Origin of the sequence: Haladaptatus cibarius D43, assembly GCF_000710615.1 — an archaeon.
GTDB classification, from domain to species: Archaea; Halobacteriota; Halobacteria; order Halobacteriales; family Haladaptataceae; genus Haladaptatus; species Haladaptatus cibarius.
Map to the genome: position 1 here is coordinate 1,553,076 of NZ_JDTH01000002.1, position 13,183 is coordinate 1,566,258.

Genomic DNA, 13,183 nt, shown 5'->3' on the forward strand with positions numbered 1-13,183 from the left:
TGGCAAGACGGCCCGGAATTATAAATTATAGTTAATAAGGAATGATACGTTGGCGAAAGATGCAACACAGTGTACAAAATATCCGAATGGTTTCGGCATCAGCGATACGATTACCCGATTCCCACTGAAATTACCCGATTTCCACTGGAAGATGCAACGCCTGCCCACTCGTGAGGGTTTAAGCCCGCACCGGCCGTCAGCCCTGCCATGAGTCAACAGACCCACCGTGACCGATTGGTCGAACTACGACGGGAGTTACACCAGTATCCGGAACCGGCGTGGCGCGAGTTCTACACCACCAGCCGAATCGTGGACGAACTCGAAACAATCGGCGTAGACGAACTGTACGTCGGCCCAGAAGTCCTCGCGGAGGAAGAACGGATGTCGGTTCCCGACGACGACGAACTGGGTCGCTGGTACGAACAGGCCCGGCAGGAGGGTGCTCGCGAGGACATCCTCGAACAATTGGAGGGCGGCAAAACCGGCGCGATTGCCGTTATCGAACGCGGCGAGGGGCCGACGGTTGCCCTCCGCGTGGACATCGACGGCTTGCTCCGCGAGGAGTCCATCGACGACGACCACGTTCCGGCGACGGAAGGGTTCCGCTCCGAGCACGCGGGCGCGATGCACGCCTGCGGGCACGACGCCCACGCGACCATCGGAATCGGCGTGCTGGAAGCCATCAAGGACAGCGACTTCGAGGGCACGCTGAAAGTCCTCTTCCAACCCGGCGAGGAGATGGTCGCCGGAGGCAAGCCGATGGCGAAAAGCGGTCATCTGGACGACGTGGACTACCTCCTCGCGGTTCACATCGGCCTCGACCACCCGACCGGCGAAGTCGTCGCGGGCGTCGATGGCTTCCTCGCGGTGAGCCATTTCCTCGCCGAATTTACCGGCGAACCGGCCCACGCGGGCGGGAAACCCAACGCCGGAGAAAATGCAGTGCAGGCGATGGCGGCCGCGGTTCAGAACCTCTACGCCATCCCGCGCCACGAGGACGGCGCAACGCGAATCAACGCTGGGGACGTCGGCGGCGGGTCGGCCACGAACATCATCCCCGAACAGGCCTACATCGAGGGCGAAGTTCGCGGCGAGACGACCCACCTCAAGGATTACATGCAAGAGCGCGCAGACCGCGTCCTCGAAAGCGCCGCGGCCATGCACGGCTGTTCGGTCGAACAGAGCAAAGAGGGCGAAGCCCCAAGCGCGGAAAGCGACGAGGGACTGGTCGAAATCGTTCACGACGTTTCGACGAACACCCGTAGCGTCGAGAATCCGATTCGTCGGGACTCCCTCGGCGGGAGCGAGGACGCGACGTATCTCATGCAGGAAGTCCAGCAAAACGGCGGCCTCGCGGCCTACGTCGGTGTCGGCACCGACCACCCCGGCGGCCACCACACATCGACGTTCGACGTGGACGAGGACAGTCTTCCAATTGCGGTCGATTTGTTGTCCTCCTCGATTCGGGAGATTGCGAACAAACGACCTTGAGAGTGCTTCGAGTGTCGTGAAACGGTTTGGCTGATTTTCGAGTGAGTCGAAGAAGGGCGAGACGGGTCGCTGTGGAACAGTTGGTGTAGCCGAGTCCTTTGCAAATCACGTCTGCAAATACGCCTCGCTCACTCTTCGCTCGGCCAAAATCCAGCAGGCTGCCGGGGCCGGGCGCGCTCGCGCGCCCGGCCACCCTAAATTTAACCAGTCGTTTTCTCCCAAATTCGGCTTCCGACACATGACGGCAAGCCAATCAGTCGCTTGGCGGTTCCCGGTGTCTCAAAATCGCCTTGCGATTTTGATGGCAGGGAAGAACTTGTTCTTCCCGTGGTCTCGGACGAGCGAGGAATGAGCAACTGCAAGGAGCGAATGACGAGTGAGGGCGTGGTGTGGAGTCGTGATTTGCAACGTCCATAATCAGCTCATTGTCGAGAAATCCGAACTCCGAGCAACCAAAACGACAATCGCTCCAAAATCCAGTTCTCCTTGAAATGCGCACCCAAAATCCACACGGGCGTAATTGCCTTTGCGGAGAATCCCGACTAGTCCACTATGGGGGGAACTGAAACGACGCGACGGGGGTTCCTTCGGGGACTCTCGGGAGGAACAGCAGTTGCGTCCACGGCGGGAGTGGCATCTGCACAGAATCAACAGACGGTCGAGATGACGGACAGTCTGGTCTACGAACCGGAGTCGATTACGGTGTCGCCCGGAACGACGGTCGTCTGGGACAACGTGGGGTCGGTCGGCCACTCCGTCACGGCTTACGAGGACGAGATTCCGGAGGAAGCAGGGTACTTCGCAAGCGGTGGTTTCGATAGTGAACAGGCGGCGCGGGACGCCTACCCCGAGGGCGACATCGGCGGGGGCGAACAGTACGAACACACATTCGACGTGGAAGGCACCTACGAGTATTTCTGCATTCCACACGAGTCGGCCGGGATGGTCGGAACCGTCGAAGTCGGTGCAGGTGGCGGAGGCGAGGGTGGCGGTGGAGGCGGCGGTGCCCTTCCGTCGGTTCCGAACAGCGCGATAACGCTCGGGGTTGCGACGATGTCCGCGATGGTCACGGTGCTGGTTCTGTCGTACTTCTTCCTGAAGTACGGGGGCGACTACGGATTGGACTGAGTAGCAGACATCTACGGAGACATATGTTGGCACCGCAACTATTTCAAAGATAGACGGCAATTTTTATTAGCCTCTGTCGCAAGGCTCTGTATACACCGAACAGTATTGCAGTCCCCGAGGTCAGCAACATGAACGAGAACATCAACCACAGTGACGACGGCGGCGTTATCACAAACACAGCACCGAACAACCAGTACACTTGCTACACGGAAGACGAAAAACTCAGCACCGCAGTAGTGATGGCACTCGCGGAAATGGCTGGGGACGACCCCGCGGAAATCGGCGTCCCGCTATACGACGCCATCGACCCAGACGCACTAGACAATCTATTCAGCGACAAACACGACGGCTCACCCCGAATGGGTGGCAAAGTCGTTTTCGACATTCTCGACTATCGCGTGACGGTGCACAGTTACGGTCAAATCGTCGTGAAAGAACTCGATTGACACATTTTCGACGGCGTAGCTCATTTCGCTTTTCATCGCTACGTCACGTCTTCGTTTTCCACGACTGAAGATTGTGCTAAGACGCCGAATACTGAATAGTGGGAAGACGACAAGTAAGCAGCATGGTCTAAGTGCGAGAGATGTACAAGACTGTTCATTACTAAGCGAAAGAAAGCAAATAGGTCGTAGTCAGTATTTCGGCGGCGCGCCGGTCGTCTCGTACACGCTGTCCATCAGGTCGTCGCGTACCTCCTGCCATGCCGGAAGCCCTCGCGGGTCGGTCGGATAGTGGTCGTAGTGGTCGATGATGTCGTCGGCCAACTCTTTCGTCTGGTAGAGGTCGTAGATGAGACGCCAGTGGTCGCGGGCGTCGATGGCAGTCTGAAGTTTGAGTTTCCACCCGATGTTCGCACTACCTGAATACAGCGCCTCGGAGAGTTTTTCGGTCGGGAGCGCCCCGAGCATTCCCATCAGGTCGTCCACTTCCACGGCGGTCGTGAAGATGTTGTAGATGTCCAGTCCCGCGTAGCGCGCGCCGAAGTGATCCATGACGCGCTGGTTGTACTGCCACAGGGCTTGTTCGCTCACGTCACCTGATTCGAAGGCTTCGATGGCTTGCTCGCCCGCGTACTTGCCCGCGTAGGCCGCGCCCGCGATGCCGCCGCCGGTCGTCGGGTTGACGTGGCCTGCGGCGTCTCCGACCGCGATGAATCCGGACGCGACGGCGGAGTCGTAGGGACGGCGGGTCGGCAGCGCCGCGCCGAGTTTGTCCTCGACGGTTGCCCCTTTGAACTCGGGTCGATTGCGCAAGTCCACTTTCAAGTCCTCGACCAACTTCATCGGTTCCTCGTTCATCTGAAAGCCGAGTCCGGCGTTGATTTCCGTGCTGGTGCGCGGGAAGTACCAGAGGTAGCCCGCGGCGCGGTCGGTCGGTTTGAACACGAGCGCGTCGTCCCATTCGACCGGTTCATCGACGTGAAGCACTTCTCGGTAGGCCGAACAGAACTGCGAATAGGTGACGTTCGTGTCGAAGGTCGCGTTCGAGAAGTCCGTCTTGTCCTGCAGAAGCGAGAGCGCCCCGGCGGCGTCGATGAGCAGTTCGGATTCATACTCCACGACTTCGGCGTTGTGCTTGGCGCGAACACCTGTGACGCGACCGGCGTCGTCCTGCGTCACGTCCTGAACGACGGTGTCGTAGTGGAACTCCGCGCCCGCTTCTTTTGCACCCTCGATGATGAGTCGTCCGTACTCCCAACGGTCGATGACGGCGAGTTCGCCCGGCACCGGGATTTCGAGGATGGTGTCCTCTTTCGGAATCTCGAACCGGCCGTGGTCTACGTCCGTGTTGGTGAACGCGGGCTGAATTTTCTCCTTTGGAATCGCTTCGGGGAAGGCGTCTGCGCCTTTCAGTGCATCTCCACAGGCGATGTGGCCCGCTTCTTCCTCCGTCTTCCGCTCCACGATGACAACGTCGTAGCCCTCGCGTGCGACAGTCGCCGCGGCGTAACACCCCGAGGTTCCTGCGCCGACGACGACCATATCGTACTGCTCGGTCATGCGTTTCGCTACGAGAGGGAAGCGAGAAAACTCTTTATCCCCTAATGTGTCCTTTTCAAAGCAACAGTAAAAACGGGACAGCGTGGATAAAGAGTTTTGTCAGGGAGTTTCGTATCTCCGGAGTATGACCGATTACACCGTTGAGTTCGTCGGAACCGGGGAAGAAACCGAGGTGTCCGACAAGCAAACCATCCTCAAGGCGTGTATCGAGGAGGGTATCGCACAGGAATACTCGTGTCGAGTCGGCATGTGTCTCGCATGCTCCGCCGAAATCGTGGAAGGAGAAGTCACGCAACCGGCGGCCCGCGGCCTGACCGACGAAGAAGCCGAAAACTACGCACTCACCTGCATGGCGCGCCCGCAAAGCGACCTGAAACTCGACCGCGGCGAATATCCACCGAGCATCGAGGCCGATGCGGAAGCGATGGATTCCGACGCCGCAACTGCGGACGACGATTAAGCAACAGGTATAACGAATACCGACGCGACGACAATCGACGCGACGACTACCGCGACGATTACCGATTTTCGCTGAACCACTCGCTGGCGAAATCGACCAGTTCTCGCTGGCGCATCGCAACCGCGTCAGCACTACCGACACGTCCTCGAGTGACTGCTTCCGGACGTTCCGTTTCGAAGGCTTCGCCCACCTGTTCAAAGTCGTCGTCCGAAAGCGCCAGTCCCGTCAGTTGAATCCATTCGCGTTCACCGTCTTTCAGCACTGGCGCGCCGTCGGTGTCGTTTTCCTTTTCGTAGTCGCCGCGGTGTTCCGCGAGGTGGAGCGAAGTGTTCGAATCGTAGCCTGCACCGAGCAAAAGAACGGTTCCATCCCTGTCGTACACGTCGGCGAGCGGTGACGACTCACCCAATCCGAAATCGTACTCATGGTCTGCGACGATTGATTCTGCGTCCGTTCCCCACGCCGCGAAGGAGTGGTGTGGATGCCGACTTCGAACCACATCGGGATAACTCCGGAACGTCTCCGGAATCGCGCCCATGCCCCGCGTTGGCGTTATTTCGGGGCGATAGGGCGACATCGTCGCCCGAATCGTCTCCTTCCAGTCGTCCGGCACTGGTGGGTTCTGCCAACTCTCCGGGTCGGAAAGTCCCGTGTGGGTCGGCAGTACGAGCGTTCCGTCGTCGGTGACGACGGAACGCAAGGCGTCCACGACAGCAGGCGCACCGCCACTGACCCATCCGAGGGCGGAAAGCGACGAGTGAACGAGAAGGGTGTCGCCTGCCGAGATTCCGAGGGTGCGGAGGTCGTCCGCGATTCGTTCGCCGGTAATCGGTTCGTCGCTCTGCTCGATTGTTTCTTGTTCGCTCATGGAGGACGCTCTAGCGAAAAGCGGTCGTCCGTCGTCGCATATAAGCTTCCTGAAAGGCGACCGACTGCATCTATTTTTTCCACGTCGAGTTTCCCGTCGGTCGTTACTGCGTCGTCGATATGTACCCATTCGACTTCGCCGAGAACCATCGTGGACGCGCCGATGTCAACCATCTCGTATAGCGAGCATTCGAATGCGACTGGAGTTTTTGCAACGCGTGGAGCATCGACAACTGTCGATTCCGCGCGGTCAAGTCCGGCGTGGTCGAACTCGCTTTCGCCGTGGGGGAGTGTCGCGCTCGTCTGATTCATCGCCTCGGCCAGCGGTTCCGTGACGACGTTGACGACAAAGTTCTCGGTTTCCCTGATGTTTGCGGGAGTGTCTTTCAAGCCGTCCTGTCCGTCCACCGGAGCGAACATCACGACGGGTGGCACGACGCTGACGACGTTGAAAAAGCTGTACGGTGCGAGATTGTCCACACCGTCGGGATTGCGGGTGCTGACCCACGCAATCGGTCGGGGGACGACCGCGCCCGCCAGCGTTCGATAGAGCGACTGAACCTCCGTGGGGTCGATTTCCATGCTGGATGATGGTAGCGGGGTCGCAAGCCAGTTGTGGGTGCAGTCGATTCTGCCGGAAGACTGATCATATATATGATGTTATCTCCCAGATTATCGCAGACGGAAGCCAGATTATTCGTATTCTGTATGTGCCATATTATCTATCCCTCAAAATGGAGAACAATGTACAACAATACTTTTGCATATTTACCCAGTCGATTATGAAATTATCGAACACATTTATGTGGATTATAGTAAACTATGGCGGCATAGTTGAAAAGATCGTATCCAATCGGGTAGCAATCCGACACGGTATCGGACGTGACTCCGGTGACTCCGACGCAGTTTCGGTGACGCGTTTCCGCGCTGTGTCGGATGTGGCTCCCCCTCTGCGGGTACGAACGCGGATGGAGTGAATCCAGACAATGGTACACAAAATCAAAAGTGTCCTACTGACAGCAGTACTACTGATGTCTGCCGTGGCTGGCGTTGCAGTTGCTACGGACCACGGTGCTAACGTAACCGCGGTCAATGATACCGTCGAGCAGTCTGCCGACGGTTCATATGACTGCGACAACGACGGGGACGACGACGACCCCGGCGATTGTGATGAACAAAACTCGGACGACTCCGATAACTCGGACTCCAACAGCACGGATTCCGACGACTCTGACAACTCTGACGACAGCAAAACCGGCGAAGACTGCGAAGACGATGCGCTGAAAGCGAGCGTCACCTTCGACAAACAGGAGAGTGACGGTGAATCGGTGATGGTGCAGGAAGCAACGCTTGAAGAAGACGGTTACATCGTCATCTACGACCAAGACGGCAACGTGGTCGGGCAGTCTGACCACCTCGAAGCCGGAACGCACGAAGACGTTCACGTCGAACTGAACGACAAGTACTGCGAAGACACGAAGCTCAAGGCAGTGCTCTACGCCGACAGCAACGGTAACGGCGACGCAGACTGGAACGACGGCTCCTACGACTGTGACAACGACGGGGACGACGACGACCCTGGCGACTGTGACGGCTCGGGGAACCTCGACCAGTCCGTGACCGACGACGGTAACTCCGTTTCGGACTGGGCGTGCATCTGCATCGAGTAACGACTTATTCGACCGCAGTTTCCTTTTCTTCGCGAACGAGTGCGAATACGTCATTCAGATAGCCGAACCAAACATTAGGAGGGACGACCATTTTCACCTATGAGCGTAACCACGACGGCCCGGTCGGTCATTGATGTCGTGCAAGAGCGCAACATCACGTTCCTCGCGGCGAGTTTCGCGTACTACGCCTTCGTGTCGGTATTCCCACTGGCCCTCCTCGCACTGACGGTCGGAACACTCATCGGCGGACAGGAGTTCGCAAACGCACTCGTCCAGCAAGCGCAGGGCTTGCTCTCCGAACAAGGCGCGTCCTTCCTCGAACAGGCGGTACAGAACTCCTCGGCACGAACGAGCGCCTCCCTCCTGAGCGTCGTCGTCCTGCTTTGGAGCGCACTGAAACTGTTCCGGGGACTACTCCTCGCCTTCGAGGAAGTGTACCAGCGCGACCCCGACGCGGGTATCGTGGAACAGCTAAAGAAAGGATTTGTGACACTAATCGCGGTCGCTATCGGAATCGCCCTGATGATTGCCATCGGGGTCGTCATTCGGTCGTCCGCATTCGAGGCGATTCCGTTCATCGACTTTGCTGGCACTCTCGCCCTGCTTTTCGGCCTCGTTCTGGTCTTCCTGCCGCTCTACTACGTGCTCCCGCCGGTGAGCATGACGGTTCGAGAAGCAATTCCGGGCACGCTCGTCGCGGCAGTCGGTTGGATTATCCTTCAGGCTGGCTTCCAAGCCTACGCTGGGGCCGCGAGCAAAGCACCCGTTTACGGGGCGCTCGCCGGAGTTATCCTGTTTCTCACGTGGCTCTACTTCGCGGGCGTCCTCCTGCTCGTCGGTGCCGTGGTAAACGTCGTCGTTGCCGGGCGAAGCGCGGCGACAGTATAATGAGGGCCAGCAGAAATCCGAGCGAACCGCAGTGAAATTCTACTGCACCGCGCAGTTGTTCGGCCCGAGTTCGAGTTCGAACGCGGTTTCTCCATCGACGCTCTTCTCGCCCAGATTCACCGCCACGATGTCCTCGTAGTTGGCAGGTCGCGGTGGCAGGTCGTCCGCAACTCGCGCGACGAACTCTTCTCGGTCGAGCGAGAGGAGGGGAACCGACTCGCGTACCGAGTCCAACTGCGCGGTGAACGTTCCATCTTCCCGCCGCGGTGTTTCCGCGTGGACGTGTCCCGGCGCGACGAGCGTTTCGTCCGGAAGCGTCAGAACGCGCTCGTGAAGCGTTTCGTGGAGGTCGGCCGCCAGTTCGTTCGCACCATCCGAAGCGGGTCGCGGATCGTTGCTCGCGGTTTCACCGCTCGGAGACTCCGTCTCACCTTCCCCGCTCGCGCGTTGCGAGACGCGCCGTGTCTCGCGCTCCAAGTCTGGCCGTCCAATGCCGTCCAAGAACAGCGTGTCCGCGCTAAACAGCGTGTTTCCGACCCGGAACAGCGTCATCTCGCTGGTGTGTCCCGGTGCGTGGATAGCGACCAATGTCAACCCACCAACTGCGAGTTCGTCGCCTACGACGAGTTTCGCGTCGAACGAGAGTCCCCGATGTCGCGCCCCTTCGGGCAAAACCGCCTCCGCGTCGGTCGCGTCTGCGACCTCGCGGAGGCCGCTGACGTGGTCTGCGTGGACGTGCGTGTCGATGGCGTATTTCAGTTCTGCGCCGAACTCGCAAGCGTCTTCGGCATAGCGGTCGGCGAACGCTCGAAGCGGGTCGATGACGGCGGCCTCACCACCCGAAACGACGAGGTAGGACAGACAACCACTGGACGGGCGTTCGTACTGGAGGACTGTTTCGTCACCCTCGCTTTCCGTGGGGAGTTCGCGGGCGACGTACACTCGCGCCCAACCGTCCATTCCGTCGGCCAGATTCCGCGCGTCGATGCCGCTTTCGCGGAGCATCTCGGCGACTTGGTCGCTCGCTTCGCCGCGAGGACAGACCGCGACGACCGGTTCTTCGAGATTAAGCGAATCCGCGAGATCGGGAATCCCATCTTTCACCTTCGCGCTCATGAACTCGGCGTAGGGCGTCTGAGCCGTGTTTTCGGCGTCGATGTGCCACGTTTCGTATTCGTCGCGATTGCGCACGTCGAGAACCGTAAGCGACTCACCGCGCTGGAGTCGGTCGTACAGTTCTCGGGCGGAGAGGGCGTTTTCCATGCACCGAATACGCGATTCGAGGGGAAAAACGGTCGCCCGAGAAGTGCGACCTCTCGCCATCGCCGCCCAAACGTTATGCTCCGCCTCGCCGTTTCAATGGTATGAACGGAGACGATTTCGCCGACTCGGTACGGGATGCCAAATCGACCGAACTCGACCGTCTCGGCTCCCAACAACTGCTCGTCGCGCTCACGGATGCCGACCTCGAACCTGAAGTCGTTCTCACGGCAGTCGCGGGAAGCGAACGCACCGCGGCAGAGACGTTCGCAGAGTGGGCCGAGTCATCAGAACGGGGGTTGTTCAACCAACTGGAAACACAGGAACGCGACCACTACGAGCGCGTCGTAGCGGAACTGGACGAGTTCGAACCCGCCGGGGTGGACTCCATGCACGAACGACTCCGCGAACTAGAAGACGACGTTTCGCGGGCGGGCGGCCTCGTCGGACGCTCGCTCGTCGGCGACAGAACCCTGCTTCAAGTCGTGAACTTCTTCGTCAACAGGGCGGACGAACGCCGGGCGAACCTCTTTCGTGATTTGCGCGAGGATACCCAGCAAAACGTCGGAGACGGCGTTTCCCTGCTTTCTGCCTGCTGCGAGGACGATTCGGAGTGGGACGAGGCGCGGAAAATCGCGGAAGAAATCGTCCAGATTGCATACGACAACTACGCTGATACTTTGACCGACATGGGACTCGACCCGAAACCCATCTGTTAATCGGTTCCGCTATCCGCGCTGAAACGCCGCGCGTCTGCAATCGCCCGCCGGAGTTCGTCCGCGCGCTGTGACCCGACCAGCAACGGGCGTTTTCCTTCCCGTTCGATTTTGACGCCTTCGTTTCCGCTGACGATGTAGGCCACTCCTTTTTCGTCTAACGAGATTCCCCGACGAGAGAACGAGAGGCCGAACCTGATTCCCCAACCGCCGTAGTCACGCATCGGACTGTAGCTAACTCGTTCGACGCGCGTCATCTCCGAAAACGGAATTCGCCGGAATCGGAGATGGAAAGGAAAAAACTTGCAGTACAGACCGTCCTCGCGGACTTCGGTGACGAGTCCAGCGCGGTAGAAAAGTACCAACGGCGCGAAAAGTGCGAATAGTACCGCCGCCAGTGTCGTGAGTGCATCGCGGGTGAAACCGCCCGCCTCCTCTATCGTCACGACGGACACCAGCAGACCGACTGGAATGGTCGAGAAAACTAACAGTGCCCAGAGCCATCCCTGCCGGAATCGCTGTACTTCGCGGAACCGCGGTTCGCTCATTCGTTTCTCGATTTGGTCGCCATACTATAAAAACCTCTAGTTGGCTACATTTATCCGACGAGGCTACCAACTCGTCGCATGGTTTCCGGTTTTCGTCTCGTGAGCGTCACTCTCGCACTGAATTTAGCCTTGATCACCCTCGTTGGCCCGCTGGCGGATGCATTCGGTGTGACTGGTCTGCGATGGTCGGTGGTCGCCATTGCCGTCTCGCTGGCACTCGGATTCGCCCTCCTCTCGTACAATTCGGAGTTGTACGTCGATGGCGTCTGGCATTTCGGATTTCTCGTCTTCTTGCTCTCGATTGGTGTTCACACCATCGTCGGAACCGGACTAACTTCCGGGGACGCAACAGCCACGGAAATCACCGTGGTGTGGCTGTTTGCGGTCGGTGCGGTGCTGGTTGCGTTCAAGGAGACGGTGAGAGAGCAGTTGCGAGCCTAAAACCGAGTTGTCAACGCTTTCGAACTCATTCTTCCCGCTCGACGCGACGACGGAGATACGCACCGACGCCCGCAAGCCCGCCGATTGTGGTGAGGATTCCGAATCCGGGTTGGCCATCCGTGGTGGTTGTGGTGGTGCTATCTTCATCACCCGGCGATTCAAACGTGGTCGTTCCCTTCGTTTGTATCGTGGTCGTTTGCGTAGTTTCGGTTGTCTCGGTAACTGTTCGTTCGCTCGTCGTGGTTTCCGCGGGCGTTTCACTCGTCGTTCCGTCAGTTGTTGTCCCGTCGTCTGTTGTGGTGGTTGTCTTTGTCGTTCCATCGTCTGTTGTCGTCGTCTCGCTCTCCATCCCTTCGGTCGTCGCTGTCGTCTCCTCGTCCGTCGTCTCGGTCGATTGGGATGTCGTTTCGTTCGACTCGGCCGCCCCGAGAACGTGAAAATCGGCATACTCGGTGTACATCCAGTCGATGGTTGACCGAAGCGGAAAGGTGGCAGTGTACACTTTCCCGTTGGCGATAACGGGTGTTCCGGCGGCAGGGCCGATCTCATCGAACTCCCACGCTCCGAACGAATGGTGCCACTTCCGTTCGCCGGACGCGGTGTCGATTGCGATGATGAGTGCAATCCCTACGTCCGGTTCGGGGGTCGTCCGCCCACCGACGTAGAGTGCATCGTTCGCGACTGTCAGGTCGCCCGCGAGTTCCGCATTCGCTTCATACACCCACGCTTCCTCGCCCGTTTTCGCGTCGAGTGCCCGTACCGTATTGTCCACGCGGAAGAAGACGCGTCCGTCAGCGGCCGTGAGTTGCGCACCCCACCAGTATCCCTCGATACCGAGCGACTGCGACCACAGAACCGTCCCGTCGTCTGCCGACCGCGCACGAACCTCTGTTCCGGTGTCTCTGTCGCTTTTGACGCTGTACACCTGCCCACCGGAAACAGTCTGGAGACGGTCTTCGTCCCCGGAGACGTCCCACAAGACGGAGCCATCTTTTGCGGAAAGCGCGATACCGTCGCCATAAAACAGTGTTCCGTCGGCGTAGCACGTCGCACCACCGACGTTTTGCGTCTTCCAGACCACGTCACCGGTTTCGGGGTCGATTTCGCACGCATCCCCGGCCACGGTGCAGTACAATCCACCGTCGGCAACCAGTGCACCGCCGAACCCGGAAGACGAGGGTTTGTGCCACTTCGTTTCGCCGGTTTCGCTATCGAGCGCAAAAAATCCAGTCGAGTCGGCGTCCTCGGCACCGAACGTATCGAAATAGATGGCACCATCCCCGAGGGTCGGCGTTCCGGGACGAGAAATCCCGCCTCGTTTCCATATCTCGTTTCCGGCCGAATCGTAGGCGGCGACGTATCCCTCACTGGTCGAGGGTGTGTTCGCCGTCGCTACCGCCAAATATATTATGTCGTTTCCCACGATTGGTTCGTTGGCGTACATTCCGCCACCCATATCGAACGACCATTTGGTCGTCACGGACGAATCGGGGCCGCGGTCTGCGGTTGCCCCGGTTCGTCCGGCGTTTCCGCGGCGTGTCGGCCACGAACTGTCGGATTCGTCGGTGTCTGTCGCGCTGAGCGCGAATCCAGTTCCGACCGTGGCCATCGCCCCGAGAACGCCGGCCGTTTTGAGGAACTTCCGCCGATGTGTCCCGTTCATAGGGAATTGAACGAATCGACACTGAATAAGTTTTGTGACCACATATTT

14 protein-coding genes are annotated in these 13,183 nt (G+C 59.1%); 8 read left to right on the plus strand and 6 right to left on the minus strand.

The features are described from left to right. The first annotated feature begins 207 nt into the window (after positions 1–207). The 3 genes from HL45_RS13310 to HL45_RS13320 all read left to right on the plus strand — a co-directional run bounded on the left by HL45_RS13310 (position 208) and on the right by HL45_RS13320 (position 3,065). Positions 208–1,491 carry an amidohydrolase gene (locus HL45_RS13310; protein ID WP_049971559.1) on the plus strand — a complete coding sequence of 428 codons (1,284 nt, stop codon included), beginning with the start codon at positions 208–210 and terminating at the stop codon, positions 1,489–1,491. A gap of 552 nt (positions 1,492–2,043) precedes the next feature. Continuing rightward, positions 2,044–2,619, plus strand: coding sequence for a plastocyanin/azurin family copper-binding protein (locus HL45_RS22015; RefSeq protein ID WP_049971560.1), 576 nt, complete (start codon positions 2,044–2,046; stop codon positions 2,617–2,619). Between the two features lie 128 nt (positions 2,620–2,747). Then, positions 2,748–3,065 (plus strand): HalOD1 output domain-containing protein, encoded by a 318-nt coding sequence (locus HL45_RS13320; protein ID WP_049971561.1) that lies wholly within the window; start codon positions 2,748–2,750, stop codon positions 3,063–3,065. A 189-nt stretch (positions 3,066–3,254) separates the two neighbouring features. Here HL45_RS13320 and HL45_RS13325 read toward each other — a convergent pair whose 3' ends face one another. Next, positions 3,255–4,622, minus strand: coding sequence for a geranylgeranyl reductase family protein (locus HL45_RS13325; protein WP_049971562.1), 1,368 nt, complete (start codon positions 4,620–4,622; stop codon positions 3,255–3,257). A 124-nt stretch (positions 4,623–4,746) separates the two neighbouring features. On the opposite strand from HL45_RS13325, the gene HL45_RS13330 reads away from it, so the two are divergent. Beyond that, complete coding sequence (locus tag HL45_RS13330; protein WP_049971563.1) at positions 4,747–5,082, plus strand: 2Fe-2S iron-sulfur cluster-binding protein; 336 nt, start codon at positions 4,747–4,749, stop codon at positions 5,080–5,082. Positions 5,083–5,140: 58 nt separating this feature from the next. On the opposite strand, the gene HL45_RS13335 is transcribed toward HL45_RS13330, so the two are convergent. Beyond that, complete coding sequence (locus HL45_RS13335) at positions 5,141–5,950, minus strand: aminoglycoside N(3)-acetyltransferase (RefSeq protein ID WP_049971564.1); 810 nt, start codon at positions 5,948–5,950, stop codon at positions 5,141–5,143. Then, complete coding sequence (locus HL45_RS13340) at positions 5,947–6,531, minus strand: flavin reductase family protein (RefSeq protein WP_049971565.1); 585 nt, start codon at positions 6,529–6,531, stop codon at positions 5,947–5,949. The genes HL45_RS13335 and HL45_RS13340 overlap by 4 nt, the downstream gene beginning before the upstream one ends. Before the next feature lie 449 nt (positions 6,532–6,980). Between HL45_RS13340 and HL45_RS13350 the strand changes: the two genes are divergently transcribed. Together HL45_RS13350 and HL45_RS13355 are read left to right on the plus strand one after the other, a co-directional pair. Continuing rightward, positions 6,981–7,619 carry a DUF7282 domain-containing protein gene (locus HL45_RS13350; protein WP_049971567.1) on the plus strand — a complete coding sequence of 213 codons (639 nt, stop codon included), beginning with the start codon at positions 6,981–6,983 and terminating at the stop codon, positions 7,617–7,619. A gap of 99 nt (positions 7,620–7,718) precedes the next feature. Next, a complete protein-coding gene (locus HL45_RS13355) occupies positions 7,719–8,507 on the plus strand; it encodes a YihY/virulence factor BrkB family protein (RefSeq protein WP_049971568.1) in 789 nt (262 codons plus the stop codon). Positions 8,508–8,546: 39 nt separating this feature from the next. On the opposite strand, the gene HL45_RS13360 is transcribed toward HL45_RS13355, so the two are convergent. Continuing rightward, complete coding sequence (locus HL45_RS13360; RefSeq protein WP_049971569.1) at positions 8,547–9,770, minus strand: MBL fold metallo-hydrolase; 1,224 nt, start codon at positions 9,768–9,770, stop codon at positions 8,547–8,549. A gap of 101 nt (positions 9,771–9,871) precedes the next feature. Here HL45_RS13360 and HL45_RS13365 point away from each other — a divergent pair, with 101 nt between their 5' ends. Further along, on the plus strand, positions 9,872–10,486 hold the full coding sequence (locus HL45_RS13365) for a hypothetical protein (RefSeq protein ID WP_049971570.1): 615 nt from the start codon (positions 9,872–9,874) through the stop codon (positions 10,484–10,486). Here HL45_RS13365 and HL45_RS13370 read toward each other — a convergent pair. Continuing rightward, on the minus strand, positions 10,483–11,031 hold the full coding sequence (locus tag HL45_RS13370) for a hypothetical protein (RefSeq protein ID WP_049971571.1): 549 nt from the start codon (positions 11,029–11,031) through the stop codon (positions 10,483–10,485). The two genes, HL45_RS13365 and HL45_RS13370, sit on opposite strands and share 4 nt — an antisense overlap. Before the next feature lie 78 nt (positions 11,032–11,109). Here HL45_RS13370 and HL45_RS13375 point away from each other — a divergent pair, with 78 nt between their 5' ends. After that, the gene (locus HL45_RS13375; RefSeq protein ID WP_049971572.1) at positions 11,110–11,472 is read left to right on the plus strand and encodes a hypothetical protein; all 363 of its coding nucleotides are present in this window, start codon (positions 11,110–11,112) and stop codon (positions 11,470–11,472) included. Positions 11,473–11,497: 25 nt separating this feature from the next. On the opposite strand, the gene HL45_RS13380 is transcribed toward HL45_RS13375, so the two are convergent. Beyond that, positions 11,498–13,135: a PQQ-binding-like beta-propeller repeat protein gene (locus HL45_RS13380; RefSeq protein WP_049971573.1), complete on the minus strand. Its 1,638-nt coding sequence runs from the start codon at positions 13,133–13,135 to the stop codon at positions 11,498–11,500. Between the last annotated feature and the right edge of the window lie 48 nt (positions 13,136–13,183).

Bases quoted from the DNA above. Each gene is read 5' to 3' on its own strand.
- HL45_RS13370 (WP_049971571.1), bottom strand. From the start codon at position 11,031: ATGAGCGAACCGCGGTTCCGCGAAGTACAGCGATTCCGGCAGGGATGG.
- HL45_RS13365 (WP_049971570.1), top strand. From the start codon at position 9,872: ATGAACGGAGACGATTTCGCCGACTCGGTACGGGATGCCAAATCGACC.
- HL45_RS13375 (WP_049971572.1), top strand. From the start codon at position 11,110: ATGGTTTCCGGTTTTCGTCTCGTGAGCGTCACTCTCGCACTGAATTTA.
- HL45_RS13335 (WP_049971564.1), bottom strand. From the start codon at position 5,950: ATGAGCGAACAAGAAACAATCGAGCAGAGCGACGAACCGATTACCGGC.
- HL45_RS13340 (WP_049971565.1), bottom strand. From the start codon at position 6,531: ATGGAAATCGACCCCACGGAGGTTCAGTCGCTCTATCGAACGCTGGCG.
- HL45_RS13330 (WP_049971563.1), top strand. From the start codon at position 4,747: ATGACCGATTACACCGTTGAGTTCGTCGGAACCGGGGAAGAAACCGAG.
- HL45_RS13355 (WP_049971568.1), top strand. From the start codon at position 7,719: ATGAGCGTAACCACGACGGCCCGGTCGGTCATTGATGTCGTGCAAGAG.
- HL45_RS13360 (WP_049971569.1), bottom strand. From the start codon at position 9,770: ATGGAAAACGCCCTCTCCGCCCGAGAACTGTACGACCGACTCCAGCGC.
- HL45_RS13350 (WP_049971567.1), top strand. From the start codon at position 6,981: ATGTCTGCCGTGGCTGGCGTTGCAGTTGCTACGGACCACGGTGCTAAC.
- HL45_RS13310 (WP_049971559.1), top strand. From the start codon at position 208: ATGAGTCAACAGACCCACCGTGACCGATTGGTCGAACTACGACGGGAG.
- HL45_RS13320 (WP_049971561.1), top strand. From the start codon at position 2,748: ATGAACGAGAACATCAACCACAGTGACGACGGCGGCGTTATCACAAAC.
- HL45_RS13325 (WP_049971562.1), bottom strand. From the start codon at position 4,622: ATGACCGAGCAGTACGATATGGTCGTCGTCGGCGCAGGAACCTCGGGG.
- HL45_RS13380 (WP_049971573.1), bottom strand. From the start codon at position 13,135: ATGAACGGGACACATCGGCGGAAGTTCCTCAAAACGGCCGGCGTTCTC.
- HL45_RS22015 (WP_049971560.1), top strand. From the start codon at position 2,044: ATGGGGGGAACTGAAACGACGCGACGGGGGTTCCTTCGGGGACTCTCG.